Raw genomic sequence first — 23893 nt, 5'->3', positions numbered from 1 at the left:
CAGAATTTGTGGAAACAAAAAAAGGTGCCCGAAGGCACCTTTTTGTTTTTAGAAGAATGACATTTGATTCAAGTCAGTCGCGCCTTGTACTTTTTGCACAGGAGCAGCTTCCGTATTAGCAAATTGCCATTCCACGCTCAAATCGTCTAAGTCTAGCAAGGCATAAACGTAATAAGCATCGGTCCTGAAGTTTTCAAACTCGGAAAGCTTGATAGTCAGTGTTTTTTCATCGTCAGCAATGAGTCCACCATCCTTATTTACCTCACTCAGATAAGATTGAAGACAACCCTTAATCTGTTCGGGTAGGTGAACTACAACCGCTGTATTTTCATCAAGTTCTGTGGCGTTACAAATGGCATCTTTTAGAATTTTCATCAAAGATTTGGCAGCCCCCGGGCGGTGAAGCTCGGCAGTTAAAACCACCTCATGAATGAATGTTTGATCAATGCGGTATGTACCATAACGACCGTATGCCTTGAAGGGACCATCACCGAACTTAACCAGCATCCCTTCACATGGCAAGCGATATGCCTGCACTGTTGGGGGAATAAAGGTCTTGTCTGAGATTGGCAACTCCAAAGGCACATGCATAGAACCTAAATCGTAGTGATTAAAGAGTCTATAAGCTGAAAAAACGCCTTCACGTACTTTGAATAAAGCACTAATGACCTCGGCCTCTGTATCAAACGAGAGAGTGACATTACTGTTGTCTTCAAGTAGCGGCTTAATCAAATCAGCTCGATTCAACTGCTCACACAGTTTTTTCGTTTCTTCAATCACCTTTGGCTCGTCTTCACTTCTCCAGCACTTGTTATCGCGCTTGAAGTTGACCGAGATTGTTCTGCCCTCGGTTAGGATCCTGACCGGATTGGCCAATTCCTTTTGCCAGGCAGCAATATAATTTTCAGGTTTAATAGAACGCCGTCCCTCACCCTGCAGACTACCACCAACGCATGCGCTAGCTGAATAAATGATAGCTTTCATTGCATCAGAGTAGTTGCCGATTGCGAAACAAGACCATTTCGCAATTGAAGGGGAGAGATTACTTTCGCGAGTTTTTTCAAACAGCGCGTAGATGGGCTCTCCATTGGGTAAAAAGAAAACGCCTGCTTGTTTGCCTGAAGTGTATGTAGTTGACATTTGGACTCTCCTAAATAAAAAGGCGAGTCCCCGACATGGGAACCCGCCGGGTGGATTTAAAAATAGTGGTTATTGCTTCAATGATTGCTCAAATGCAGCGATCCCCATTTCTTCTGCGATCTCAATGTTACGATTCTCGCAAATAATTTCTTGGTCGACGTATGATTCAGCGTAACTGCCACTGGTATAAATAACGATTTCATAGCGCTCTTTCGTTTCGAATGCCAGTTCAGTCACGATATAACCGTAGGGTTCCTCTTCAGGAAACCCATTTATTATTACCGCGGATCCGTCATCACGAACGATGTAGCTCCAAACATATTTTCCGAACAACGTTCTGACGTAATCGCCTTGCTTACCTTTGGCCTCGAATAAGATTCCATCGTGATCCGCATGTAAGTCAAAATGATTTTTCACAGGCATGAATTTCACAACCCAATGTTGAAATGACATAGGAAGTGATAATTCAGTGATTGGTTTCTCACCGCGATACTCTGCAGCTGCAACCTCCAGTTCGTCATCAGTAAAATAATCGTAAGCCTTTGCTGCATCTGAAACCAAACGGGTCCATGCAGAATGACTGTTTTGATTTGGGTCTTGCTGAATAATTGGTAAAGGCATGATTGCTCCTAATGTAAAAAACGGAGCAATCCCGGCTGGGGAATGCCCCGCACGGGTTTAAAAAGATTCCACGAAGGTGGATGCTTGAAAGCTTCTGGATTCGTGAATAATCACGATAATGCACGAATGCACTGTATGGCTATCATATTTCTATTCAGAAAGTGTGTCAAATATGGCATGCCTGGGCTTTACATCGCGAAACTCTGCTGTAAATTCGATATATGAACAGTAAATGAAAGGAAATTTTATGCGTTCACAAATGGAAATTGAAAAACAGGTAGAGAGCTTGAATGCGATCAAACCAGACTTGCCAGAATTCACCCTCATGGGAGAACCCTATGCAGGGGTCGTCGACGCAATGGTTGAGGTTCTGACCGGGAATATCAGTGAGGATGAAATCCCGGAGCGATATCTTAAACGGGAGTTGCATGCCCCGGACATGACAATGAATGGCGCATTATCTGCCCGTGATTGGCTTGATGACAATTACGATGGTAACCTGGTAGATGAGTTTAAGGATGTGCTCCAACGAGTCCATAGTTGAATTTGAAGCCAATACCTCGTTTATTTAACCATGCCAAATCAAGAGCACTGATGCATTATCGGCCCATGAAATCAATTACAAACAAAATTAAAGCAGTTGCTCATGAAGTCCTGAAAAGACACCTGAGCAAAAAACTAATCGGACAGGTGGGTGTTGTCACCCAGAGAGTACAGCCTGGCGTTATTGGAGAGATGCGGTTGACGAAAGCAATCGCCGGAAAGGACCGGTGGGTGATTGAGTCTCAGCAGCAATCTCGTATGGGCCGATTGGTTAAAGTAATTGAAGTGCGCGGTAGCACACTAGTTGTGGAAAGATTTAATGGTTAATAGTCAGGCAAGAGCGCTTCTCAGCATAAAAATAGTGGATGGAGCAAATCAGTATCCAGATAGAGTCATTGATGAACTGGGCTCACTGGCGGCCATGCTACAAAATATTCGTAAGGTCTACCTGGTCACAACAAAAAGTGATGCTGGAGATGAAGTCCCATTGTTGATGTTGGAGGCGATAGGGGAGTCAGAGCGTCGTATTGATGATGACGCATTTGTTCTCGATTGCGCGATGAATGTTCTATTCAGAGATGAGGCTTACGAAGTGCAATTGTTACCACAAGGACCATGGTGGGAGCAGGTAAAACCAATTGCTCAAGTCGTACGGGATCTCAATAGTTGACGCTATGTAAAAAGCAGATTATAGTTCTTATGCACTTTGCATAGCTTATATTTAAGCATTTCAACACACCCATGCGGGACTAGATCCCGCACTGCGGATCCTGGTTCTTGCAATTCATTGGAGGAACTATGGAAACAATCTTAGCAATTTCTACCGATTGGCAATCAGACAACCTCGCAAATGACCGCAAGGCTAATCTGGTACAAAAGCTGGTAGAACTGACAAACGACAACACCTTCACAACGCTTTTAACTGCGAACATGCCTGATCAGATGTTTCTGAGCCTGGCATCCAAGCTTCTGTGTGCCTACGGGTACATTGTCGACATCACTGAGCGGCTGTTTACGGTAAAAAAAGTCACCTCAACATCGCAACATCGTGCGGATGGAGTCTCATATCAATGGGATCCAAGCATTGATGAAACCGAAGAGGCTTGGCTTATGCAAAATCAAGACGACTAAAACTGGCGGCCACCCTGTCAGTCACCCGGAGATAAACCCTCCGGGGTGGTTCTCCATCTAATCAATTGGAGGAATCATGAGAGTCAAAGACGTTGTTCGTTACAAAATATCCAAAGTCATCCCTCGGTCGCGGCTGAATAATAGTCAAGTAATGTCCTTGCACAGCTTTGAGAGGTTTGAGATGGAGCATGGCATTAGAAAACTGCCTTGTGCAGCCCCTTATTCTCCTGGAGACACGTTAATTCGCATTAAAGGTGCAATTTTCTGGTCCTTATGGAAAGAGGGGATAGTCAGAATAGATCTGTACAAAATGGCTAAGGAGATTTTGCTTGAACACAATCTCTATGCTGGCAATATAGATTTTGATGATTTGTTGTTTCCTTAAGCCAAGGCTCACTCTAGCGAGTGGGCTTTCCAGTTCGGAATGGAACCGGAAAGCTTTTTGCCGCTGGCAAATTAGCGTACTTGTACGCATCGAAGTAGTCCGTTGGACAACACCGAAAGGTGATTTTAAACCCGTGGGGATTTTGCGATCCCTCCGGGACGCATATCTTCACTTTAGTCTGGAGAACGATATGCAAGTAAAAATCAAAGACCTTACAGGTAGAAACCTTTCCTGGGCGGTCAATGAAGTCAGATTTGCCGAAATGAAAATTGATGGCAAACATGTAAAAGACTGGGTTCTGAACGATCATAAGAACGGGCATGTTGGCCGTGATTTAACTGATTGTGCAGAAACATTCGTAGAGCTCATCTCTGAGAAAAAAATCGGTGTAGAGCCAATACGAGGTTCAAGTGATGGCTCATGGATTGCTAAAAAAATGTCTATTTCTGTTATAGGAAAGACTCCCATTGAAGCGGTCTTGCGAGTAAGTATCATGAACCATTATCGCCTTAACGACTCAGACCAGACAGTGTTTGTGCCTGATGAAGTTAACGCATTAGCCTTAATCTAAAACATTCAACCAACCCATGGGGGATCTATTCCCCGTCATGGGTAATGGAGACCTCCATATTTTTCCCATAGGAGAACAATATGGAAAATAACAATATGATTTCAATTCAAGTTAACGAAAAAAATCTGATCAAGAACATTGGTCAAACATTCAGTGGTTCATCAACCGTCATCTCCGAGTTAATGCAAAATGCACGAAGAGCAAAAGCTACCGAGGTGCGCTTTTATACCGAAGCTGAGTCCGAAGATCTTGTGGTCATCGACAATGGTGAAGGTGTGAAAGACTTCAGTAAGCTGCTACATGTGGCTGATTCTGGATGGGATGAAGCAACCAAGAAAGAAGATAAGCCTTTCGGTATGGGTTTTTTATCATGCCTGTTTGCGGCCGAGATCGTCATTGTCGAAAGCAACGGGCAAAGGACTATCATTGATACTCAAAAAGCAATCAACCAAGAAGCCGTATTGGTTGAAAGCACTGGCAATACAACACCTGGTACAAAGATTACGCTCAAAAACTTCAAGTCGCCGGAAGGCATTGAAAAGTTGCTGGGTAAACATCTGAGTATCTTGGCTGCTGGATTCCCGATTGGTGTGTACTGGAATGAGTTGGAAATTAAACGCCAATTCGCCGTAAACGTATTGGAAAACCTCCATGAAGTTGATGGCGTGCTTGTGTCACTCGGGGCAGATTTCTTTTCGAATCTGCACTTCAAGTCGTATTCGGCGCACACAATATTTGCATACCTCCAAGGCTTGCCAATTTACTGCAGTAACGATTTTGGTAAGAAAATCCCGTCAACAAATGATGTAGTTCTCCATTTGCTGAGCGATGAGTTCATACCGCGGATGCCGGATCGGGACAAACTGTTTGATGAAGCTCTGCACGAAAAGACGTTTAAGAAAATCATCAACGGTGTTGTTCGAAATGAGTTGTTGAAGTTAAAGGCCAGTGTTTCACCTGAAGAAATGATGAAGTATTGGTACTTGGCCAAAACATATAAGTGCAATGACATTTTCAACGATATACCAATGTTACCAGCACAAGTTTTATCTATTCCATTTGCGACACCGATTCAGTTGCAGGACTTTCATGGCAATGAAAGAAACTTGGAAGAGTGTTCACGGAATATCACCCGGGCTGAGATTGAGTCAGGTGAGGTAAAGTTGGTTGGCTATGAAAATTTCGATTGTGATGAGCATACCGGCGCCCCTTGGGTGTTAGGGAATGCACTAGGTTGGTTAAACGTGTCTGAGGCCCTGCATTCTGGCCACTGGGCAAACAAATACATCAGCCTCTTTAATCATCATCACGATCCAGATTCAGATGCCAGTGAGTTGAAGGTGATAATTGAGCCAGCAGGGGCAATTATTGCTATTGAAGAAATGAAATCCGGTTGGGTTCATAATGTCTCAAAAATCGTCGTGTGTGATCACTATATTGTGAAAACGACCGATGGCCTGTATTCAGCAGAAATCAGCGACTCTGCCACTAGTGGCTATGTCAATGATGAACTTTGCTTGGTGGTGCCAAAGGGTGATGTTTACCCTGGCTACATCATTGAGCAAATTGCTGATTTTCAAGGTGAGCATGATTTTTATGAATCAGACCGCGATGAAGAGGAAAGTCATCTGAACACGCTTGTTACTGCCTTGCGCGGTGGCAAGCCGGAAGATACTTTGCGACAAGTTGTGCTTGATGGTTGCATTTCAAAATATCCTACGTTGCATGGCAAAACATTTGTCATCAGCATTTCGGAGACTGGCGAAATCAGCTTGATAGCTCAAGAACTGGGTAACTAATCGTTAACCAGTAATCCCACGGGGGGTGTTTGAACCTCCCGGTGGGGGTTCATGCATTCCCCTTTTTTAATTAATAAGGAGAATTTTATGAACCTGAAAAAGAAAAAAATCTTTATGCGAAGGTTGGAGTTGTTTATGAATACAATCGCTGCCGGCTGCTTCTCTGCATCTGCTGCATTGCTTTATAGAGACTCGAAGATTGACTACACTTACATCGGATTATCTGTGTATTTGTTGTTCGTCGCTATCATCGTGTACTGGTTGACCACCTACTTTTTAATCGACCAAAGTGATGCGGTTGCAGACTCTGAGTCTGATAGTGGTTGAAAAAGTTAATTCTTTGGACTACTATTATTTTTAGATAAAGGAGTTTTGTTATGTTGAATGTTGCAATTTACTTAGCCACGATTGGTACCATAGCTGCAATAGCACTAGGTATCTTTGTGTACGTATCGCATCAAAACAAACCGCATTACAATTAACTGGTAGGAAAAACAAAAGGGACCGTGTAAAAACGGTCCCTTTTTTGTTTTATATGTCTAGAGTTTATGAAATTGCTGAATCTGTTGTCCCTGATGCCGCATGTTGGCTCTTTTCCGGCTTGTTGTGGGCAGCCCTGCCTTCATATGTTAGGTAGCCAACAAAAATCCAAACAACAAAAATAAATAATCCGTTAGTCAATTCAGCTTTTTCTGAGGCGTGGCTAATGACGCTTCCGTTGCTGAGGAAGTCAAAATAACTTCCAATGGAAATAACTAAGGGAAATAACAACATCCATAAAACAAATGGCAGATTTTTCATACTTAAGTCCTTATAACGCTAAGTATTCAAGGGATAGATTCTTATTGTCTTTGTCTGAAAACAGTAATAGCTAAGAGAACCAATAATATAGCTCCAAGCCACACCCCCATCCAAAGGCACTGTTCAGTTCTCCCAGACAGCAGGAGCAGTAAAATGATAGTGACCGCACTTAATGCGAATGCACCAACATCCTTCCACCTTGGGAAGACCTCTTTAGTCTTAATCTTCATATCATTGATATTGTGACGACCATAAAAAAACCTCTCAGCAGTGTATTCGCAAGCAAATCACCGAGAGAGGCCGTGTTGGTTTGATTATACATTACGAATGCGTTTCTGAATTGAACAAACTGTAGAGCAGCATGCCAAATCCAGCAATCAACCCTGCCCAGTACATGGGTGTACCAAAAATAGACACAGCACTGGAAAAGTGTTCAGTTTCGATTGCCGGTTGCTTTAATGCATAAGTCGAGTACAACACCAAAACAATGCCACCGATGAACTGTACCGGATGAAACCGAGCTGCGAATAAAATGCGTTTAATCATATATGCTCCATGTCAAAATGGGGCGCTTGGCCCCATTCGGTCATTAATTACAGAACAGCCTCTTTCAGAGGTTTACCAGCTGAAAACTTCGGCTTGCGCTTGGCCGGAACATCAATAGTTTCGCCGCTACGTGGGTTACGTGAAGTACGCGCTGCGCTCATCGGTGCTTCAAATGTGCCGAAGCCAATCAACTGAACTTTTTCGCCTTTTTTCATTTGCTCTGTCACGGTCTCAGTGAAGGCGCTTAATACACGTTCGGCGTCAGCCTTAGTAACGCCGGATTTCTCTGCCAATGCTGAAACCAATTCTGTTTTGTTCATATTTTCTCCTAATTAAGTGTGTCGCAAACTGAAATTTATCAGTAGCTAAAACCAATATAACACTGACTTCCAATAAATAAAGGGGTGTAAACCCAATATTAAAGCCATTCCTGCTTATTTTTTCACGGAAACCTCCATGTCTTTGAAGCCTACCATTCTGGTTGAGAAAGATTTGCGCTCGATCATGTGAGCTGTAATCATTTTTAGATTAACCTCGCACAAATATGGGATTCCATTGCTTGTACAAGCCATCAAGCCTGCCGTGGCGCACTGGATGTTTCCCTTTTCAGATACCCACACCTCAAATATGCCAAACACGTTCGCACCAGGCTTGACCGATTCAACGAGTTGGAAGCCAGACACATTGCTGAACGCATTAAACTCATCGTCGCGCATCCACAGCGATTCCTTGATGTCGCGCAGAGAAATCTTGCGTGAGTAGCGGGAGGCCGTCACTGATTCAATCCGAGCAATTAGAATAGGGTTGCGTTGGTATTTCTGGACCATGGCCTTTATTCTGTCAGCCAGGTTAGATTCTCTGGTCTTGGCGCTAGAGATGTCCGGTATCACAATCAAGTCTGCAAGGTTTTGCTCTGTCCATCGGATCTTGGCTGCAGCCAGCGTTAAATTCAGTTTGTGCTTAGTCAGATAGTAGTCAGCATGGTAATGAGGGGCCCACTGGCCAAAACCTGCTTCTAACCAAAGGTGATGCAATAGAAACTGCAAGTCTTCATTGTCACTTGCTTCAAGTTGCAGTCTTGATCTGACGCCATCTATAGTGCGAACAATTTTATTGGTGGCGTTCGGTGGTAGGCCATAGCCATCGTATTCTCGGACAGAAGGGCAGTCAGGGTGATGTAGGGGGCCGGTGCCTTTTTGCTTGGTCAGCGTAAAGCCAGTATCGATCTTGCGCACGAACATCCGTTGGGGCGTTCCAGTGCACAAGCAGAACACCTCTGCCTTGCTATCTCGGGCCAAAGCAAGGATGCGTTGCCCGGTCGGATTGTCACGGTCGACAAGATGGCTACGAAGGTGTTGATGCGTTCCAATGCGGATTTTGCTGTCCATAATGGCATCCAATCATTAAATGATTGAATCATAGACAAAAAAATACCCCAAGCCATTTGTAAATAACTTGGGGTTATTGGCTATATCTAACTATGCTGCCCGGCGTTGAATATCCAAATCAAAAGGCGGGAGGCCTTTAATCAGCATTTTCCCATAATTGGTGTTGGTCAGACGGGTATCAAATACAATCACTTCGCCATAATCAGATTCTGTCCGGATCAAGCGGCCAACTGATTGAGAAAGTTTAATCCCTGCAGAAGGTACAGTAACCTCTGCAAAGGCATTTCTGCCGATAGACTCAAGCCATTCTGCCTCAGCAGCTTCAATCGGGTTTGTGGGCACGCTAAATGGCAATTTGGCAATGATCACCTTGGAGCAATACCTGCCTGGCAAATCCACGCCCTCAGAAAGCCCGGCCAGACCAAACAAAATGGACAGGCGGCCCGCGTCCACACGTTGCTTATGCTGGCGAATCAACTCATCTTTTGTCATTTGCCCTTGTAAAAGGATGTGCTTTCTTAAGCGCGGCGCAATGCTGGCATACACATCATCCATCTGCTTGCGTGAAGCAAATAACACAAGGCAGCCATCGGTAAAGTTTTCTGGAATGTACGCTGGCAATAACTCCAGGACTTCACGCGTATGTTCTCGCACGTTCTTTGGATCTGAGCGCATGGATGGCACGATCAATTTCCCTTGTTTCTTGAAATCAAACGGCGACTCCAGTTGCAACGATTCAACCTTGTCCTGAATGAAGCCTAAACCAGATTTATGATTGAATAAGTTGAATTTGCCCAGTGTAGTCAAAGTGGCAGAAGTCAGTAACACTGCGTGAGCTTTATCGAAAAACTGGTTCTTGAGCATGGATGCAGACGATACTGGCGACGCGCAAACGAAGTAATCGCCATTGCCTGAATGCTTCACCCATTTTGCGATAGGTGGCGCCTTTTCTGGTGTGTCGGACAACATCAGCGTCCAAACGTCATTGATGCTTTCCAACCGTACCGTGAGTTGTGAAATATCATTCACATAGCGGTCGAGCATTTCCGGTGCAAATCGTCCTTCCTCTTTGGCCTCCATCAAGGCTTCATTCACCTTAACCATAGCCCCAAACATGAAGCTGGCTGATGACGTGATATTTGCACCAAGGGTGTAAAACGCCTCTGGCACGTCGCCAAATGGAAAGCGCAACACGTCACGCTCTTCAGTCCAGGTCACCTGATTCAACACAACATTCAGTTCATTCATGCTGGTTATCAGTAGCCGTGCGTAATCTACAATCATCCGGCGTTCATTATCGTCCACGTGGATCGGGAATGTGCCGCCAAAGAACTCAATCATGCGCTCGGCAATTGAGATGCTGTTTTTCAATGAGTGGAACGCTGAGAACTTCTGAACGGCCTTCTCGGGGAAGTGATGCGCCTCATCTATGCAATAAATCGTTTCTTCAGGGGGGGGAAGAATTATGCCGCCACCAAGGGAGATATCGGCAAGTAACAAATCATGATTCGTCACGATCACGTCCGCAGTTTCCATCTCACTACGCGCTTTATAGAAAGGACATTCTGAAATATTCGGGCATGACGCGCCACTGCATCCGTGCCGGTCAGTTGAAATTGTGCGCCAGGTTGGTTCATCAACGACAATATCACCGAGACTGTCTTTGCTGCCATCCCATTTCTTGCTTGAAAAGCGGCCATGCAGGGTTATAACTACTTCGTCGCGTTTCCTTGCATCAGCCTCATCCAAATTCGACTGGTCTAGCAAGGAATACTGGCCTGCATCCGCTGCGCTTTGTTGCAACCGGTATGGACAGACATAGCGAGTCCGACCTTTGGCAATCACAAAAGACAATGCGTTATCAAAGCACTGCTTAAGTAATGGCAAATCATTGGTAACCAGCTGTTCCTGCAAACCTACGGTCGAGCTGGAGACAACCAGTTTTTTATTCAGGCGACGACTCATGACAATGCCTGGAATTAAGTAGCCTTGGCTTTTCCCAGTACCAGTTGGAGCGTCTATTTCAATAATGTGTCCATGTACGCCCTCGGCGCATTCAGTCCGGGCCAACCCAAAACGGGTAGCTGCTCTTGCAATCATTGTGTACTGCGACTGCCGTTTTTTATACCCAGGTACGATTGCTTGAAGGGTTGACAGGACTTTGTGGATTTCTTCTTTTGCAGTAGTCATCAGTCCCTCTCAGCAACCATCATGGTGCTCAACACCTGGTGATCGCCTTCTTTAGAAAAGGCAAACACCCAACCTTCAGCCGGATTAAACCAGCGCTCACCGTTCGCATAGCTGGATTTAATGCGTTGGATCTTGGCGAGTTCAGGCGTGATCAGGTACATGCTGGTTCCACGAAGCTGATTCACAATAAACCGCCATGCTTCGGGATAATCCCAACCGTTATTCCGTTGGCATACGCGTTCGATAGCGTGGGTAGTGATTTCTACCAAGCCCAACCCATTGCCGGCATGCACAAAATCAGGCAGACGGTCTTTCACTGTGATTTCTGTGACCAGCTTGGGAGAGGTAATAACATCCTGCACCCATGAAACATCCTTAGAGACTGCAATCTCTGCATCTGCAAAGCGACCAAAAAGATAGCGACCGTAAGGGACAAGGTAGCCGCTACTAAATGGCTTGCTACGTCCTTGCTTGTGCCACAAGGTCATTTTGCGAATCGCACCGTGCGAGGTGTGAATGATCAAACCATTGCCACGTCGCGCCTGACCTAAGATTTCCTTCAGCACCAATAACTCATGTAATGCGGCCAACTCGGCCACCTGGTCACCCTGTGACCCCTCCAAAGAGGGAAGGGCAACAGTGATCATTCCTTGTTTATGGGTTTCCAATGCACCGGTTGGTGTCTTGATACCGATGCGCCAGCGTACTAGTCGGGTATTTGGTGACTCAGTAGCCACACAAACGACCGACATAAACGCTTTGCTACCTTTGATACCATCTTCCATAATTTCACCTGTGCCTATGATGCCTGAGTATTCGTAGAGAATTGTTCGGCAATTTCCGGCGGTAACTGGAAGCCAGTCAGTGACATTTCGCTGACATCGCTCACCATCGTGATTTCAACCGGACTTTGCTGGGGTTCGAGTGTACCCGATTGTGCCTGTGTTTGACCTGCTGACTGCTTGGCTTCATTGTTTTTGTTCGGCAATACTTTTTGCAGTGAGTTGAGTCCACCAGATTTTGAGGATGCAGCTGGCGCCGCAGGTGTCGTATAGTCATCGTTTTCATTAAAGAACTCTTCAACAATATCGATACCGTCTTCCTCGGTCTCCAGGAACGCGCTGTTTTTCAAACCAGCCATCATTGTGTCTTCAAACTCAGCCTGTGACATGCCAGCATCGGCCTCGGCCTTTGCCGTCTCGTTTGCAATCTGCATTGCTTCCTGAGGGCTTTTACCACGCAATACCAGGTCAAGATAGTAAACAGGTTGCCCCATGGATTGAGCGGTACTTTTGGCACGCATTACCAAACTCAAAGGGATGCCGCGCAACTTGCCATTGAACAGGGAGTAGAAGCCTTGCAGTTTGTAGATCAGCGTACGGACTGAGTTATAGCCTGATGTGCGGAACACAAAGGCACCCATAGGATCGTCCTGCCCGTCAATCTGAACATTCAATCGAGCATGGAGTTTGCAACGATAGGTTTGAGCAAATTCGCAATACTGTGGACCATTGCACTCGACTTCATTCGTTTTGTTATCCTGCTTGGAGTATCGACGTGCTTTAACACCGTCCCCAACGCACAATTGACGACCGGTGCTGGATTCAAAAGCTGAGTATCCGGCCTGAATGTTCAATTCTGGATTGTTGTACATCAGCTTAACTGGAATAGATCGCAGTTTTTTTTCAGCATTTGCTTTTGCTTCAACAGCATTCAGCAATTCAGCCTCGATTGGATGTGGTGTGTACTCCATCCCACGGCGCACCTGGCTAGTAATGCTGATTTCATCATCGCGCACTGGCAGAACCTTCCCATTCTTTTCTTCACGATGACCGATTGAAATTCGGCCAAGAATTGGGGTGGTAATTGCGAGGCCTTTGATAAAGAAATTCTTTGGTGTTGTCATGATGTCTCCTGATTAAATCCGCACAAGAAATAGTGCGGTTACAAATTCAGACTAATGCACAAGTCCGTGAAATCAAGAGGCACAAGCCAAAAAAAACCCCGCAAAAGCGGGGTGGGGTAAGATTAGGGTGCTTGTTAAGCAGGATCAACTATAAAGAGATTTTGGAAATTAGGTGTTGTTGAAAACACATCAATTCGCAGCCCTATGCGAAATATCGCTGTAAATATGTTTTTAGTAATTGCGCCTGATTTGGGTCCATTTTGGAAACCAACTGACTGATAGTTGCTTGGTCGGTTCCTCTCTGTATATGGTCAGCAATGAACATTGAAAACGCCATATTGGATTCATACAGGAAGCGACTAGCGTTGTATTGGCTGAACTCAGGCAATATGTGGGTGCCACCTTTGGCTCGCGTCTCTAACACGGGATCAGTAGGGTGAATGAGGCTCAATAAATCGGTGCATCGTGTGATCGCCACAAAAAACAATCTACGCTCTGATTCCATTTCATCAGCTGAGATTCCTTCATCCAGGTCATAGGCTGGGAATGTTCCCTCGGACAGAAATGGGAGGATGACGTGGGGCCACTCAAGCCCTTTGGAACGGTGCGCTGAAGTTATCAACACTGGGTCAGTATTTGACATTTCGTCATACCGAACCTTCAGTCCATCCAAGAAGAAAAGCATTTCCTGAGTGGGTACTTTGCTGGAATCGGCCAGCTCTACGATTTGACTGATGGTGTAATACTTGGCAATCGCGCTTTCATATTTGGCTGATTCTTTAAGCAATGCGGCCTTCAAGTCGATTTCATCAATATAGGACCGAAGAAATAGTGATGCCTTACCATTGGAGCCAACACGAAGCGCAAATTCGATAGCGTTGATTTTTTTATTCAGCAGCTGCTTGGCTGACTGTCCAATTTGCTTAGAAGACAACAGAGATTTGAGCGCATTAAGAAAACTGGCCGCCGTGGGGTAGTGCTGATCTGCGAGCTGGTCAATTAACTCAGATTTAAGATATGACGTTGGCACACTGAGCAAAGCTTTGATCATCGCTTTGCGGGACTCAATGTCCAATATCTGTGCAAAGCCACCTTTAACCAGAGAGAGAAGGCCGCGAATGGATAATGCCTCTTTTCGCTCAAAGAAAGGGGAGGCGCCGACAATCTTGTACGGAATATTCCGATTAAGCAATTCTGCTTCGATACTGACCGTGTGGGAATATTCGCGGACCAGCACAACAGTCTCACTGTGACGCCGACCTGAAGCCGTCCACTTTTGAATGGCATCGGCTACATGCTGTCCATCTTTGACTTGCCCCGTTCGATAAAACTCGACTTTGGTATCACGGTTAGACTGAGGTAGACACAACTTCTCAGTTCTAAGCTGATTCTTTGAAATAACGTGGTTAGCCATCAGTGCTACTTGATGTCCGTAACGGAAGGTAGCAGTCAGTGGTAGACGCTTACAGTTTGGAAACTGCTTTTCAAAGAGATGCACCATGTATTCCGGGCGGCCACCGCGCCATGCATAGACCGATTGATCTTCGTCACCCACAATGCAAACCTCGGCCCGACTGCCAGCAATCCAGGTCATCAGCATAATTTGCAGCTGATTCATGTCTTGGGCTTCATCGCCAATCATATGGTCGTACCTGTTACCAACCCATTGCTGAATTGCCTCATCTGAAGCAATCTTAACCGCAGGGTCATATATCAAGTCCGTGAAAGACCTCAACCGCGCTTCATGGCGCATATCCTCGAAGTGCTTGATCGCGTAGACGTAGCCTTCTTCAATCTCTGGCAGCGCCTGTTTGCTGATCTCTTTGAATTCGTTTTTCACAAATTCTATGTGGGCAAGCAATGCTTCAACGTTGGAATGCTCCAGCTCAATCTTATCATCGTCGTTCAAACTCTCATTGGCCATCACCAGAGCTGCCTTAGCCATCTTGGTAAAGACCCAGCTTTTATCTTCCAATCTGTAGGTTGGCAACATTCCCTTGCGCTCCATGGCCTTGCATAGCTTCATGCCAAAGGCGTGAAAGGTCTGCACCTCTGGCATGCTCACATTATGCTTCTTTGTCTCAACGCTTAACCGGCGCGTAAAGTCCTCACGTGCAGATACATTAAACATCATGACCAGTATCCGTTCAGGATTGACCCCCTCACGTAGCAAGGACACGCAACGCTGACACATAGAAAAAGTTTTTCCACTCCCAGGTACTGCGGGGATCAAAAGTGGGCTACCGCGATGGTTGATTACCGCGGATTGTTCTGCAGTTGCTGCCATTATTTGTACCAACCCGGGCGAGGCAGTGTTGCGGCGATGCCATCAGGCTGATAACCCGGATATTGCAGTGACTCACGACAAGACTTAAGCAAACGCAAAGCTCTGCGGAATTTCTTGTAACCGGTTTCCAGGAAGTCTTCGGCGTTATAGAGCGCAACCCCATGTGGCGCTTCTTTTTCAACAGCCAACCAGGCAAAGTCCAGCTTTTCGCCAGTAACCCGATAAACGCCTTCTTGGTACATTGCTGCACTCAAATCGTAGTTAAATTTGGCCACGTCCCGTTGAAAGGCTTCAGGTGAAGCGTTAGTTGTGGATTTAACGTCGAGAATGGCGAATGGAACGCAAAGCAAGTCTGTACGGACTTTGCAAAGAATTCCTGTTTCTTCATCCGTCCAAAAGAAACTCTGCTCAGCCTGACCAAGCTTAATGAGTTCACTTGCGGATGCGTGATTGCCAACCTGGTCAGCAATACCGAGAATCATGGTCATTTCAGACTCGCTCACAAAGTGCTGGCAGTCTGGATGAGCCTTCAGAAACTCTTCATAGGCTTCTTTTGAAGCTTTTGTTTTACCTTTTTCAGGGGTCACCACATACTCTTGCAAGAAGCGGTCTTGCTCCAACAGATAAGCGTGGATAGCTGTCCCAAATCGGAAATGTTCCTTTTCTACCCTTGGTGCCGTCTGAGAATGCCAGAAGTGCATTGGTGAACGTAGCAGTTCCTTCAAGGAAGTGCTGGATATTGCAGACTTATCAGCGTGATAGTCCTCATTACTCATGTTCACCCGTTTGGCGACCGGAGCAGTGTTAGAGGCAGCGACAATGACAGGCTGCACTGCTTTGAGTGGCTGGATAATCATGGGTGTTTGTTCTAAAACGGCTGACATATAAACCTCTGTTTTGATTTCTTTCAAATTCAATTTAACTCACGAATCACAGAAATCAATAGGCTTCAAGCATGTATGCACTCAAAAATTACACGTCATTTACCTCTTGATTTGACAAGTTTCTTTGAGAAGATGTATTCAGGAGGTTCTATTTATGAATTCAAAGTCTGTATTTAAAGCGTTGCTATTATTGTGCCTGTCCACGCAGGTTGTTGAAGCTGAAACCATTTCAGGTATTGTCGAGGGCGTTACTGACGGTGATACCATTACTATTCGAGACAAAGAGTACCAGGTGCATAAAATCAGGTTGTTCGCTGTTGATGCTCCAGAGACCAGTTGTCATTTATCGAAACCAACATCCAAAGACCTTGCCTGTGTAGAAACCGCACAACAAGCAGGAAAAGAGTCCAAGAATAATTTGGTGCGGATGATTTACGGCAAAGAGGTCTATGTCTTAGTCTCAGACACTGACAAATATAAACGGCTGGTTGGCACTGTATATCTGGGTAAACAAGATATAAACCTTCAACAAGTAAAAGAGGGTTTCGCTTGGGTTTTCACCAGGTATGCTACTAAAATGAATCCTACCGTTTTGAAGATATACCAAGAGGCCGAAGCCCATGCGCGTGAAAAGAGCATCGGGCTATGGCGATACAGCAATCCACTACCACCATGGGAGTATAGATATGAGTCAAAAAAGCCTTAAAAAAATAAGTCGGGCGGCTATGATGTGGCAGAAGGGAGCTATGGCACCAAAACATGTGCTAATTGCTTGTTCTGCTACAGCCATAATCATTACAAGCTTGGTGATGAGTCATGTATTAGTAGGGTTTTTATCTGCAGCAATAGTTGCGTTAGTTTTAGCATTGAAAAGTAATGCAGCTAAAACACATGAGGAACATATCAATTCCTTGCTTTCAACCTACGAACCAAAAGATAAAGTCAGTTTTAAATGGCTACAAGATGAAACTAAGAAAGCCGGTCAATTACAAATATCAGTTGTCTTGGAATGGTTGAAAAAAGAATCAGTGGCAGTTAATGGAGAAAATAAGCCAGACCCAAAAGAAATCAGTTTTGTGACGAGGAAGGTGTAGCCATACATGGAAATTGATTTGAAGAAACCTCCAATGTCGCAAGATGACATTGACCAGCTAAAATATTACCGTGGTTGGGATTACTACCTCATGCTAGGTGGGTGGATATTCTTGGCCGTCCTAGTTTTTAATGATTCCTACAGGCATGAAATTATTGAAATATTCCTGGTAAACATTCCAGCAGAAAATAGATTCATGCCTAGTATCTGTTTATTATTGGTCGGGCTTTTCTTCCAGATGCTGCAGACTGGCCGTGTGTTTGAGGAAATTCGTTACAAGAGACTTTTTTCACCTGCACCTCAAAAGTATTACAAGAAAATTAAACAGGCACTTCAAATGCAAGAAGTGCGTGACTATGTTGATGCTGTGATGGCCCAGGGCAGGGGATTGACCTATCTTGAAATACATTACCTTCAAGATTACCGAGCCAATTACAAAGAACAGTTAGATCCGATTCCAGAGTAATAAAACGCTTGAAAATATTCAGGTATTGATATACAGTTATTTTCAAGCGTAATCACGCAGCAGTTTTTTGGGCGAAAGTCCACACAGCACATCCTATGTGCATTTCAAAAGTGATCCTTGATCACATCGTGTTCTAAGCACGATATCTTCACAAAAAATATCCCGTATCGAATTTGGCTCTATGCCAATTTCCTGTGCTTTTAGCTCAGGAATGCTCTAGCTCCGTCATTTGTTTCTGACGGTTTTCACGCAATACCCCTACTAGGAGGCTGTTATGGCTAAAAATGTAGACATTGCGCGTGACTTATCGCTAACAGCCTTCCTTGAGCGCGAGCTAGGGGTTCAGGCTAAGCGTATGGGCAGACACGCGCGTTTTAATTACTGCCCGGATTGTGGAAATGAGGGTCACCAACCCAACAAGTTACAAATCCAAATCGATGACAAGCACTATTTCTGTCATCGTTGCCGCGACAAAGGCACTGTCATCGATGCAGCCATGAAGTTATGGGGCATGGATTTCGGTGAAGCCGTTGATCGTTTAGCTGGTAACCATTCAGGCGATGTGAAAGCAAAGCCTGTTGATATGGAAAAGGTAAAGAAAGAAGATACTCTCAGAAATCAAAAAATTGCGGAAGTCCTGAAAAGACTGAAACCAATTTTCGCTGATTCAGCGGATGATTTTAAGTGTATCCAGTACCTGACGAAAGTGCGGAAATTGCCACTTGAAGTGGTAAGGGAAGCGCAAAAACGTGGGATGCTGGCTTTCATGCCAAGCAATGTCAAAAATGCGGAATCTCGCATCATCAAAGCATGCGGTGAACAATTGCTGAAGGATGCAGGCATGTGGAAAGAAGGCGCAAAACGACCATCAATTTGCTATCGGCCGATTGTGTTCATTTTGCCCGGTGAGACCTCTGCAGAGTTTCGTATTATTGGTGAACCTAAACCTGGCATGCTGAAGTCGATTCGTTTTGGTACCAACATTCCATACCCTTTCGTATGGCGGTCCAAAACACCATCGACTAAGGTAGCTGTAGTTGAAGGCGCCATCGACACTTTGTCTATGGTTGCGTTAGGTACTAAGAGTCACATCGTGGGACTTCCTGGATGTAATAACTGGGACATTGAGTGGTTTATCAAGATCAAGGACAAGCTTCATATTGAAGAATATGTCCTGGCGCTGGATAACGATTCAAGTTCTGAAACAAATCCCGGACAAAAAGGGCAGGAGAGACTGGTCGAAGCAATGAATATGGCCAATCTCAAACACTCTCGTAAAGTATTGCCGGAAAACTCAGATATCAACGAGATTTTGAAGGCACGTTCAGTAGCATGACACCTCTTAAATGAGGATTTTCAACCCAGGCGGGTAACCACTCCAGCCGGGGTGGGAATCTCGCCATTTAATTTGGAGTTTTACTATGTCGAATAAAACAGGATTGTCATTGACAGCTACAGTTAATGGTCGCAACGCGACTGATATTGTTGATGCTTTGGAAGCCATCATCAAGGACATTCAAAACGGTCACATTCAAGGGTTTGACAGTAACTACACTGGCGACTATTACTACGAAGTGAACGAAGTTGAAAAACAGGATGAGCCTAGTAACGTGTTTCCAATTGCTGCGTAGGTGATGCCATGGCAGATCGTACAAAGCAAACACGTTCAGAATGGGAAGAAGAGGTCATTACTCATATCGAGGAAACCTTTGAAACGACCCGTTCAGATGCACAAGGTATTATTGATAGCCAGTCATTTAAATTGGCGCAGTGTTGGTCACGGGGATTGTCCAGTGAAGACACGGCGCAAGAGATTTGGGCGGCGGCTACCGGTAATTAAAGTCGATGACGGAAAGATTGCAACAGCAGTCTTTCCATTTGGCTCCAGTGAGTCATATGGAAAGATTTTTGGTGCGAACCAAAATTAGCGGAGGGTGACTTCTGCATTTTTAGTAGTCCGAACAGGACAGCACCGAAAGGTGATTATTAACCCCCGGGGGATGTTGTTATTTCCTCCAGGGAATAACACGTCTCCCGATTTCATTTGGAGAGTGTTATGGAAGCAGTTTTAGAACAACCAGTTCAACAGGATGTACCTTCAGTCATTGCTGCAAATATGCTTAAACTAGGGTCTTATAACCCTCGTCGTTGGCTAGATCCAGTTAAACTCCAAGAATTAGCGGAGTCGATCAAAGTCCAGGGCATATTGACGCCTATTCTGGTTCGTCCAGTTGAAGGTGGGTATGAAATTATTGCAGGGCAGCGCCGGTGGCGTGCAGTCCAATTAATCTCTGAAGCGTATGAAATTCCAGTATTAATTCGGAATATGTCAGACGAAGAAGCACTTGCTGCTTCAACGAATGAGAACGTAATACGTGAGGACATGAGCCCAGCTGAAGAAGCTGAGGCGGCTGCAAAAGTCTTAGGTGATTGCAACGGCGATAAAGAAGAAGCAGCACTACGTCTTGGCTGGAAACTACCGACATTAGAAAAGCGATTAGCATTAATGAATTGCTCGGAAAATGTTAGAACAGCATTGGTTGAGAGAAAAATCTTGCTTGGGCACGCAGAGTTACTGGCCACGGCGACAAAGGAAAAACAAGATCAGGTTTTAGCAAAAATCATGACCTTGCCTAAGTTACCGACGGTTCAGGAATTTAAAGCCCAGCTGGAGCAAATCTCAAAATCACTCGAGGCAGCAATTTTCGACAAAGCAGATTGTGCCGGTTGCCAGTACAACTCATCAAATCAAGGTTCATTATTTGGCGAGTCGATTCACTCTGGTCACTGCACAAATGGTGTTTGTTACGACGACAAGACTACGGCCGAGCTTGATGCTCGCGTGGTTAAGTTGAAGGAAGAATATCCTGTTGTCAGAATTGTGAAGCCAGGCGAGAACCACACAGTCATTCGTATTGTTGCCGAAGGCAAGAATGCGGTGGGTGAGGAACAAGCTAAAGCATGTCGAGGTTGTGCAAACTTTGGTGCCGCAATATCAAGCATCCCCGGAAGTATTGGTAACGTTTACCGTGACCATTGCTTCGACACAGCATGCAACACTAGAAAGGTTGCTGCACATATCAAGAGTCAACAAGCCCCTGTACAGGATAAAGCCAAGCCACAAGCGAATCAGTCTACCGATAAGCCCAAAGCCGCAGCAAAGCCAAATACAGAGGTTCAAGACTCCACTCGCGTCAAAGAGTATCGCGTTAAGACATGGCGTACCGTGTTGAAAGCGGAATTGATGGCGCAAAAAGATAAAAACCAATTCATTCTGATTGCACTTGGTATCAGTGGCTACGGCCGTTGGATCAGTGGTAATAAGATGAGCCAGGCTTACAAGAAACTGCTGGGAGGCGAGGGTTTAACGACCACGAACCTCTTTGAAGTGGCTACTAAGCTGGAGGCGGCGCCGGAAGAGGCTGTCGAACTGTTGAATACAGCTCTGGCAGCGTCTATTGAAAGCGATATCGAAGTTCGTCAAATGGGTGAAGTCCTGCAATTCCTGGGGGCTAAGCTTGAGAAACACTGGCGTATCGATGCTGAATATCTGGATTTGCTGACGAAAAGCGAAATTGAGTTGGTTGCGGATGAGATTGGTTTGAAGGCGGCCATAGGTGATAAGTTTTCATCACTGATGGCAGGCAAAAAAGCTGATCTGATCAAATCGTTGTTGAGCACGGAGGGTTTTGAATTCGAGGGCAAAGTGCCTAAGAACATGAATCTCTCATAACTGTTGTTTTTATAACCGTGAGGTATCTATTCCTCACGGGATGGGTGCCTCTTTTATTTAGGAGCATCCATCATGGACAAAGCATTAGTTAGATCATTTATCAATTGGCTTGAAGAGGCCAGCGTTGAACAAATCAAGGAACGTCAGGCGCAAGCTTTGGCCTTACTTGAAACACTTCGTACCGAAGAGGCAATTACTGGGGTGAAATATTCTCTGCACTTAATTGAGCAGGAGTTGGTAGCTCGGTATTGCCTGGAGGGACAAGTCGTAGTTCAGTTCGCCGCTTAAGTTCACTGATTTTCATATCGAGGCCATGTGCTTCCGGTGTGAAAAGCGTTTGAACTGCATCAAGTTCTTTTAAGGCACGTGTGCCATTGATGGACTGTAAAGGTTTTTTCATACTTTCAGTCTATCACCACTCACTTGTAATTCAACCCACCGGGTAAGTATTTCGCCCGGATGGGCGAGATATGGACCGGATTTATCTGGAGAAAACCATGTTTCAACAATTACATCAATTAGCACAGTCATGCTCAAGCCTGACACTTCTGATTACGTCTGCGTCGCCTACGGAAATGACCATCACGGTAATTCCAAAGTCCGATAAAGACAATGACGAAGCCGCATTGGCAACCCCGCTTCAACTCACAGCAACACCTCAAGAGTTGGATGAGGGTTTCGTGAATGTTTTGACCTCCTACACTGACACCCGTGGTTCATTGGTTGAACAGGTAGAGGCAACAAAGACCATTCTGGAGTCTGCCAAAAAAGAATCCGAGAAGAAAGCAACGAAGGTACTTGCAAAACCAGTTGGGAAAGCGAAAGAAATCAAAGCTGCCGATAACGGTGACGATGATGACGATGACGTTCAACCAGGTGGTGAAGCAACTTCAAGCGATGAAGCTTCAGGGGCAACTGAAAGCGACAGCAGTTCAACAGGTGCCGATACTCCTAAGAATTTGTGGGGGTAATGAATCATGGCTATCAAAGTTGAGAAAGTTGTTCGCGTTTTCAAATACAACTCAGTGACGCTGCCAGATCCTGGCGTGAATTTGTCACCAGAGGCAGTCCGGGATATTTATTCCGCGAACTATCCAGAGTTGGCTACAGCAGAAATTGAAGGCCCAGTAACATCGGGCAATAAGCTGCAGTACAAATTTGTGAAATCAGTTGGCACGAAAGGCTAAATCATGGGCTCACTTAGAACGCATCTGGAAACAGTCGCTCAAGGTCGAGTCCCTTTAAATGAAGGGGAGGGGTTACACCCTTCTCCTTCTCTATCGGAGGATTCACAATGTTCGATTCGAGCAATAGACAAGCTGATTCAATCGAATCAGCGAAATGCGAAAGCATTAATAGCTCCAGCACCGCAAGACCTTATCATCATTCTGTAACGACATTGCCAGCTCTATCGGCAGACATCAAAGCAGAAATCATCACCGGTGAAGCTATTGCAAATTGGGCCAAGTTCGCTTTATTTCTCATGGATGAAGGTTATATCGCAGACATAGAAACGGAACTGACCCCCTTCAAGCTGGTTCAGCAGGGTATAAACAACTTCCTGGAAAAGGAAATAGGCAGTATTTCTGTATGTGGGTTGTCGCTCAATGTAACGCCAAACATATCAGATGCCTATGAAACCATTTGCACGGAAACTTCAGAGAAGCGCATAGACGAATCGAACACCGATTTGTATATGACTATCGCTCCTACCATGTGCCCATGGTATTCAATTGGTAAAAAACTGACTGAGATTGAGACCGCTGTACCGGGTCTTGGCCAGACGGTGTATTACTGGTTGGCTACAGAAGGTACACGTGTTTTCAACATCATGACACCATGGGCAGCAGGGCACGACCTTGCACCGCATACATGGTGGTATGGTTGTGAGGACCAGCAGGACTTTGAAGAAGAATGGGAAGCGTATCACGACGGGGATGATGAAGCAGGTAGCGTAAGCTCATGCGATTACTCTCCAAATGCATGGAAAGCAGCTTTTCCAGAATACGTTACCGATATAAAGAAACCTCTCGATATTGAAAAATTGAAAGAGATCTCGACTTCACACCTTGATGACACCATTAAGCAGATTGCGAAGATAACCATAAGTCTTGTTGAACACGATAAATTCAAGTCTATCGATGTTTACGGAACAGAGTTTGAGTCCGTTCATTCGGCGCTCTACTTGTTATGGGAAGATCACGATCACCTCAATCGGCTTATGGATGATTTCTTTGAAATGGCGAATCAATCATCGGATATGTACACAGAGGATTTAGCACTTGTCCTTTGTCCGGTGGATGACCCTAAAGCCATGAAAGAAATGCTTTCCAACCTAGGAAAGATATTCAAGCAACTCAAAAATATCGAGCAACTAGTCAGTTTGATAGGCGTTCGACTCTAACAAAG

The 23893-nt window shown here is 45.1% G+C and carries 30 protein-coding genes; 19 read left to right on the top strand and 11 right to left on the bottom strand.

All coding sequences use genetic code 11. The features are described 5' to 3' along the window. Positions 1-48: 48 nt before the first annotated feature. Positions 49-1140 carry a hypothetical protein gene (locus INP79_RS08145; RefSeq protein WP_194753683.1) on the bottom strand — a complete coding sequence of 364 codons (1092 nt, stop codon included), beginning with the start codon at positions 1138-1140 and terminating at the stop codon, positions 49-51. A gap of 69 nt (positions 1141-1209) precedes the next feature. Further along, complete coding sequence (locus INP79_RS08140; protein ID WP_194753682.1) at positions 1210-1761, bottom strand: hypothetical protein; 552 nt, start codon at positions 1759-1761, stop codon at positions 1210-1212. Between the two features lie 247 nt (positions 1762-2008). Between INP79_RS08140 and INP79_RS08135 the strand changes: the two genes are divergently transcribed. The 8 genes from INP79_RS08135 (at position 2009) to INP79_RS08100 (ending at position 6517) form a co-directional block, all read left to right on the top strand. Then, positions 2009-2305, top strand: coding sequence for a hypothetical protein (locus tag INP79_RS08135; RefSeq protein ID WP_194753681.1), 297 nt, complete (start codon positions 2009-2011; stop codon positions 2303-2305). A gap of 65 nt (positions 2306-2370) precedes the next feature. Beyond that, complete coding sequence (locus tag INP79_RS08130) at positions 2371-2631, top strand: NfeD family protein (protein WP_194753680.1); 261 nt, start codon at positions 2371-2373, stop codon at positions 2629-2631. After that, positions 2624-2974 (top strand): hypothetical protein, encoded by a 351-nt coding sequence (locus tag INP79_RS08125; RefSeq protein WP_194753679.1) that lies wholly within the window; start codon positions 2624-2626, stop codon positions 2972-2974. The genes INP79_RS08130 and INP79_RS08125 overlap by 8 nt, the downstream gene beginning before the upstream one ends. A 128-nt stretch (positions 2975-3102) precedes the next feature. After that, positions 3103-3435, top strand: coding sequence for a hypothetical protein (locus INP79_RS08120; RefSeq protein ID WP_194753678.1), 333 nt, complete (start codon positions 3103-3105; stop codon positions 3433-3435). Positions 3436-3511: 76 nt separating this feature from the next. Further along, positions 3512-3820, top strand: a complete 309-nt coding sequence (locus INP79_RS08115) for a hypothetical protein (RefSeq protein WP_194753677.1) — start codon at positions 3512-3514, stop codon at positions 3818-3820. A gap of 190 nt (positions 3821-4010) precedes the next feature. Continuing rightward, positions 4011-4391 carry a hypothetical protein gene (locus INP79_RS08110; protein WP_194753676.1) on the top strand — a complete coding sequence of 127 codons (381 nt, stop codon included), beginning with the start codon at positions 4011-4013 and terminating at the stop codon, positions 4389-4391. 80 nt (positions 4392-4471) lie between these two features. Continuing rightward, on the top strand, positions 4472-6190 hold the full coding sequence (locus INP79_RS08105) for an ATP-binding protein (RefSeq protein WP_194753675.1): 1719 nt from the start codon (positions 4472-4474) through the stop codon (positions 6188-6190). A gap of 87 nt (positions 6191-6277) precedes the next feature. Continuing rightward, positions 6278-6517, top strand: coding sequence for a hypothetical protein (locus INP79_RS08100; RefSeq protein WP_194753674.1), 240 nt, complete (start codon positions 6278-6280; stop codon positions 6515-6517). A gap of 219 nt (positions 6518-6736) precedes the next feature. Here INP79_RS08100 and INP79_RS08095 read toward each other — a convergent pair whose 3' ends face one another. The 9 genes from INP79_RS08095 to INP79_RS08055 form a co-directional block, all read right to left on the bottom strand. Beyond that, positions 6737-6991, bottom strand: a complete 255-nt coding sequence (locus INP79_RS08095; protein ID WP_194753673.1) for a hypothetical protein — start codon at positions 6989-6991, stop codon at positions 6737-6739. A 321-nt stretch (positions 6992-7312) separates the two neighbouring features. Further along, positions 7313-7537: a hypothetical protein gene (locus tag INP79_RS08090; protein WP_194753672.1), complete on the bottom strand. Its 225-nt coding sequence runs from the start codon at positions 7535-7537 to the stop codon at positions 7313-7315. Between the two features lie 47 nt (positions 7538-7584). Next, a complete protein-coding gene (locus tag INP79_RS08085) occupies positions 7585-7857 on the bottom strand; it encodes an HU family DNA-binding protein (protein ID WP_194753671.1) in 273 nt (90 codons plus the stop codon). 114 nt (positions 7858-7971) lie between these two features. Continuing rightward, a complete protein-coding gene (locus INP79_RS08080; RefSeq protein ID WP_194753670.1) occupies positions 7972-8925 on the bottom strand; it encodes a DUF1173 family protein in 954 nt (317 codons plus the stop codon). A 90-nt stretch (positions 8926-9015) separates the two neighbouring features. After that, positions 9016-11115 (bottom strand): ATP-dependent DNA helicase DinG, encoded by a 2100-nt coding sequence (gene dinG / locus INP79_RS08075; protein WP_194753669.1) that lies wholly within the window; start codon positions 11113-11115, stop codon positions 9016-9018. Continuing rightward, positions 11115-11900 (bottom strand): hypothetical protein, encoded by a 786-nt coding sequence (locus INP79_RS08070; protein ID WP_194753668.1) that lies wholly within the window; start codon positions 11898-11900, stop codon positions 11115-11117. Before INP79_RS08070 ends, dinG begins: the two co-directional genes overlap by 1 nt. A 14-nt stretch (positions 11901-11914) precedes the next feature. After that, complete coding sequence (locus tag INP79_RS08065) at positions 11915-13021, bottom strand: hypothetical protein (RefSeq protein WP_194753667.1); 1107 nt, start codon at positions 13019-13021, stop codon at positions 11915-11917. 202 nt (positions 13022-13223) lie between these two features. Then, positions 13224-15308 carry an ATP-dependent helicase gene (locus INP79_RS08060; protein ID WP_194753666.1) on the bottom strand — a complete coding sequence of 695 codons (2085 nt, stop codon included), beginning with the start codon at positions 15306-15308 and terminating at the stop codon, positions 13224-13226. Beyond that, positions 15308-16225, bottom strand: coding sequence for a PD-(D/E)XK nuclease-like domain-containing protein (locus tag INP79_RS08055; protein ID WP_194753665.1), 918 nt, complete (start codon positions 16223-16225; stop codon positions 15308-15310). Before INP79_RS08055 ends, INP79_RS08060 begins: the two co-directional genes overlap by 1 nt. A 121-nt stretch (positions 16226-16346) precedes the next feature. Between INP79_RS08055 and INP79_RS08050 the strand changes: the two genes are divergently transcribed. The 11 genes from INP79_RS08050 to INP79_RS08000 all read left to right on the top strand — a co-directional run bounded on the left by INP79_RS08050 (position 16347) and on the right by INP79_RS08000 (position 23888). Further along, positions 16347-16898, top strand: a complete 552-nt coding sequence (locus tag INP79_RS08050) for a thermonuclease family protein (RefSeq protein ID WP_194753664.1) — start codon at positions 16347-16349, stop codon at positions 16896-16898. Then, complete coding sequence (locus tag INP79_RS08045) at positions 16879-17286, top strand: hypothetical protein (protein ID WP_194753663.1); 408 nt, start codon at positions 16879-16881, stop codon at positions 17284-17286. Before INP79_RS08050 ends, INP79_RS08045 begins: the two co-directional genes overlap by 20 nt. Positions 17287-17292: 6 nt before the next feature. After that, on the top strand, positions 17293-17751 hold the full coding sequence (locus INP79_RS08040; RefSeq protein ID WP_194753662.1) for a hypothetical protein: 459 nt from the start codon (positions 17293-17295) through the stop codon (positions 17749-17751). 274 nt (positions 17752-18025) lie between these two features. Continuing rightward, positions 18026-19087: a toprim domain-containing protein gene (locus INP79_RS08035; protein WP_194753661.1), complete on the top strand. Its 1062-nt coding sequence runs from the start codon at positions 18026-18028 to the stop codon at positions 19085-19087. 85 nt (positions 19088-19172) lie between these two features. Beyond that, entirely contained in the window at positions 19173-19382 is a 210-nt protein-coding gene (locus tag INP79_RS08030) for a hypothetical protein (RefSeq protein WP_194753660.1), read from the top strand. A gap of 8 nt (positions 19383-19390) precedes the next feature. Then, on the top strand, positions 19391-19591 hold the full coding sequence (locus INP79_RS08025; RefSeq protein ID WP_194753659.1) for a hypothetical protein: 201 nt from the start codon (positions 19391-19393) through the stop codon (positions 19589-19591). Positions 19592-19807: 216 nt separating this feature from the next. Further along, positions 19808-21484: a PRTRC system ParB family protein gene (locus tag INP79_RS08020; RefSeq protein ID WP_194753658.1), complete on the top strand. Its 1677-nt coding sequence runs from the start codon at positions 19808-19810 to the stop codon at positions 21482-21484. Between the two features lie 72 nt (positions 21485-21556). Next, entirely contained in the window at positions 21557-21772 is a 216-nt protein-coding gene (locus INP79_RS08015) for a hypothetical protein (RefSeq protein WP_194753657.1), read from the top strand. Positions 21773-21981: 209 nt separating this feature from the next. Next, positions 21982-22455 carry a PRTRC system protein E gene (locus tag INP79_RS08010; RefSeq protein ID WP_194753656.1) on the top strand — a complete coding sequence of 158 codons (474 nt, stop codon included), beginning with the start codon at positions 21982-21984 and terminating at the stop codon, positions 22453-22455. 6 nt (positions 22456-22461) lie between these two features. After that, the gene (locus tag INP79_RS08005) at positions 22462-22671 is read left to right on the top strand and encodes a PRTRC system protein C (protein WP_194753655.1); all 210 of its coding nucleotides are present in this window, start codon (positions 22462-22464) and stop codon (positions 22669-22671) included. A gap of 107 nt (positions 22672-22778) precedes the next feature. Continuing rightward, positions 22779-23888 (top strand): PRTRC system protein F, encoded by a 1110-nt coding sequence (locus INP79_RS08000; protein WP_194753654.1) that lies wholly within the window; start codon positions 22779-22781, stop codon positions 23886-23888. Positions 23889-23893 lie beyond the last annotated feature (5 nt).

The organism is Methylophilus sp. QUAN (assembly GCF_015354445.1).
In the GTDB taxonomy this organism is placed as follows: domain Bacteria; phylum Pseudomonadota; class Gammaproteobacteria; order Burkholderiales; family Methylophilaceae; genus Methylophilus.
Note: the sequence above shows the minus strand (reverse complement) of the source record. Positions and strands in the feature narration are given on the sequence as shown.

Coding starts and splice junctions, on each gene's coding strand:
- INP79_RS08090 (WP_194753672.1), bottom strand. CDS start 7,537: ATGATTAAACGCATTTTATTCGCAGCTCGGTTTCATCCGGTACAGTTC.
- INP79_RS08065 (WP_194753667.1), bottom strand. CDS start 13,021: ATGACAACACCAAAGAATTTCTTTATCAAAGGCCTCGCAATTACCACC.
- INP79_RS08115 (WP_194753677.1), top strand. CDS start 3,512: ATGAGAGTCAAAGACGTTGTTCGTTACAAAATATCCAAAGTCATCCCT.
- INP79_RS08105 (WP_194753675.1), top strand. CDS start 4,472: ATGGAAAATAACAATATGATTTCAATTCAAGTTAACGAAAAAAATCTG.
- INP79_RS08145 (WP_194753683.1), bottom strand. CDS start 1,140: ATGTCAACTACATACACTTCAGGCAAACAAGCAGGCGTTTTCTTTTTA.
- INP79_RS08040 (WP_194753662.1), top strand. CDS start 17,293: ATGGAAATTGATTTGAAGAAACCTCCAATGTCGCAAGATGACATTGAC.
- INP79_RS08000 (WP_194753654.1), top strand. CDS start 22,779: ATGTTCGATTCGAGCAATAGACAAGCTGATTCAATCGAATCAGCGAAA.
- INP79_RS08035 (WP_194753661.1), top strand. CDS start 18,026: ATGGCTAAAAATGTAGACATTGCGCGTGACTTATCGCTAACAGCCTTC.
- INP79_RS08050 (WP_194753664.1), top strand. CDS start 16,347: ATGAATTCAAAGTCTGTATTTAAAGCGTTGCTATTATTGTGCCTGTCC.
- INP79_RS08130 (WP_194753680.1), top strand. CDS start 2,371: ATGAAATCAATTACAAACAAAATTAAAGCAGTTGCTCATGAAGTCCTG.
- INP79_RS08015 (WP_194753657.1), top strand. CDS start 21,557: ATGGACAAAGCATTAGTTAGATCATTTATCAATTGGCTTGAAGAGGCC.
- INP79_RS08135 (WP_194753681.1), top strand. CDS start 2,009: ATGCGTTCACAAATGGAAATTGAAAAACAGGTAGAGAGCTTGAATGCG.
- INP79_RS08020 (WP_194753658.1), top strand. CDS start 19,808: ATGGAAGCAGTTTTAGAACAACCAGTTCAACAGGATGTACCTTCAGTC.
- INP79_RS08080 (WP_194753670.1), bottom strand. CDS start 8,925: ATGGACAGCAAAATCCGCATTGGAACGCATCAACACCTTCGTAGCCAT.
- INP79_RS08005 (WP_194753655.1), top strand. CDS start 22,462: ATGGCTATCAAAGTTGAGAAAGTTGTTCGCGTTTTCAAATACAACTCA.
- INP79_RS08025 (WP_194753659.1), top strand. CDS start 19,391: ATGGCAGATCGTACAAAGCAAACACGTTCAGAATGGGAAGAAGAGGTC.
- INP79_RS08010 (WP_194753656.1), top strand. CDS start 21,982: ATGTTTCAACAATTACATCAATTAGCACAGTCATGCTCAAGCCTGACA.
- INP79_RS08085 (WP_194753671.1), bottom strand. CDS start 7,857: ATGAACAAAACAGAATTGGTTTCAGCATTGGCAGAGAAATCCGGCGTT.
- INP79_RS08110 (WP_194753676.1), top strand. CDS start 4,011: ATGCAAGTAAAAATCAAAGACCTTACAGGTAGAAACCTTTCCTGGGCG.
- INP79_RS08125 (WP_194753679.1), top strand. CDS start 2,624: ATGGTTAATAGTCAGGCAAGAGCGCTTCTCAGCATAAAAATAGTGGAT.
- INP79_RS08095 (WP_194753673.1), bottom strand. CDS start 6,991: ATGAAAAATCTGCCATTTGTTTTATGGATGTTGTTATTTCCCTTAGTT.
- INP79_RS08030 (WP_194753660.1), top strand. CDS start 19,173: ATGTCGAATAAAACAGGATTGTCATTGACAGCTACAGTTAATGGTCGC.
- INP79_RS08100 (WP_194753674.1), top strand. CDS start 6,278: ATGAACCTGAAAAAGAAAAAAATCTTTATGCGAAGGTTGGAGTTGTTT.
- INP79_RS08070 (WP_194753668.1), bottom strand. CDS start 11,900: ATGGAAGATGGTATCAAAGGTAGCAAAGCGTTTATGTCGGTCGTTTGT.
- INP79_RS08120 (WP_194753678.1), top strand. CDS start 3,103: ATGGAAACAATCTTAGCAATTTCTACCGATTGGCAATCAGACAACCTC.
- INP79_RS08060 (WP_194753666.1), bottom strand. CDS start 15,308: ATGGCAGCAACTGCAGAACAATCCGCGGTAATCAACCATCGCGGTAGC.
- dinG (WP_194753669.1), bottom strand. CDS start 11,115: ATGACTACTGCAAAAGAAGAAATCCACAAAGTCCTGTCAACCCTTCAA.
- INP79_RS08140 (WP_194753682.1), bottom strand. CDS start 1,761: ATGCCTTTACCAATTATTCAGCAAGACCCAAATCAAAACAGTCATTCT.
- INP79_RS08045 (WP_194753663.1), top strand. CDS start 16,879: ATGAGTCAAAAAAGCCTTAAAAAAATAAGTCGGGCGGCTATGATGTGG.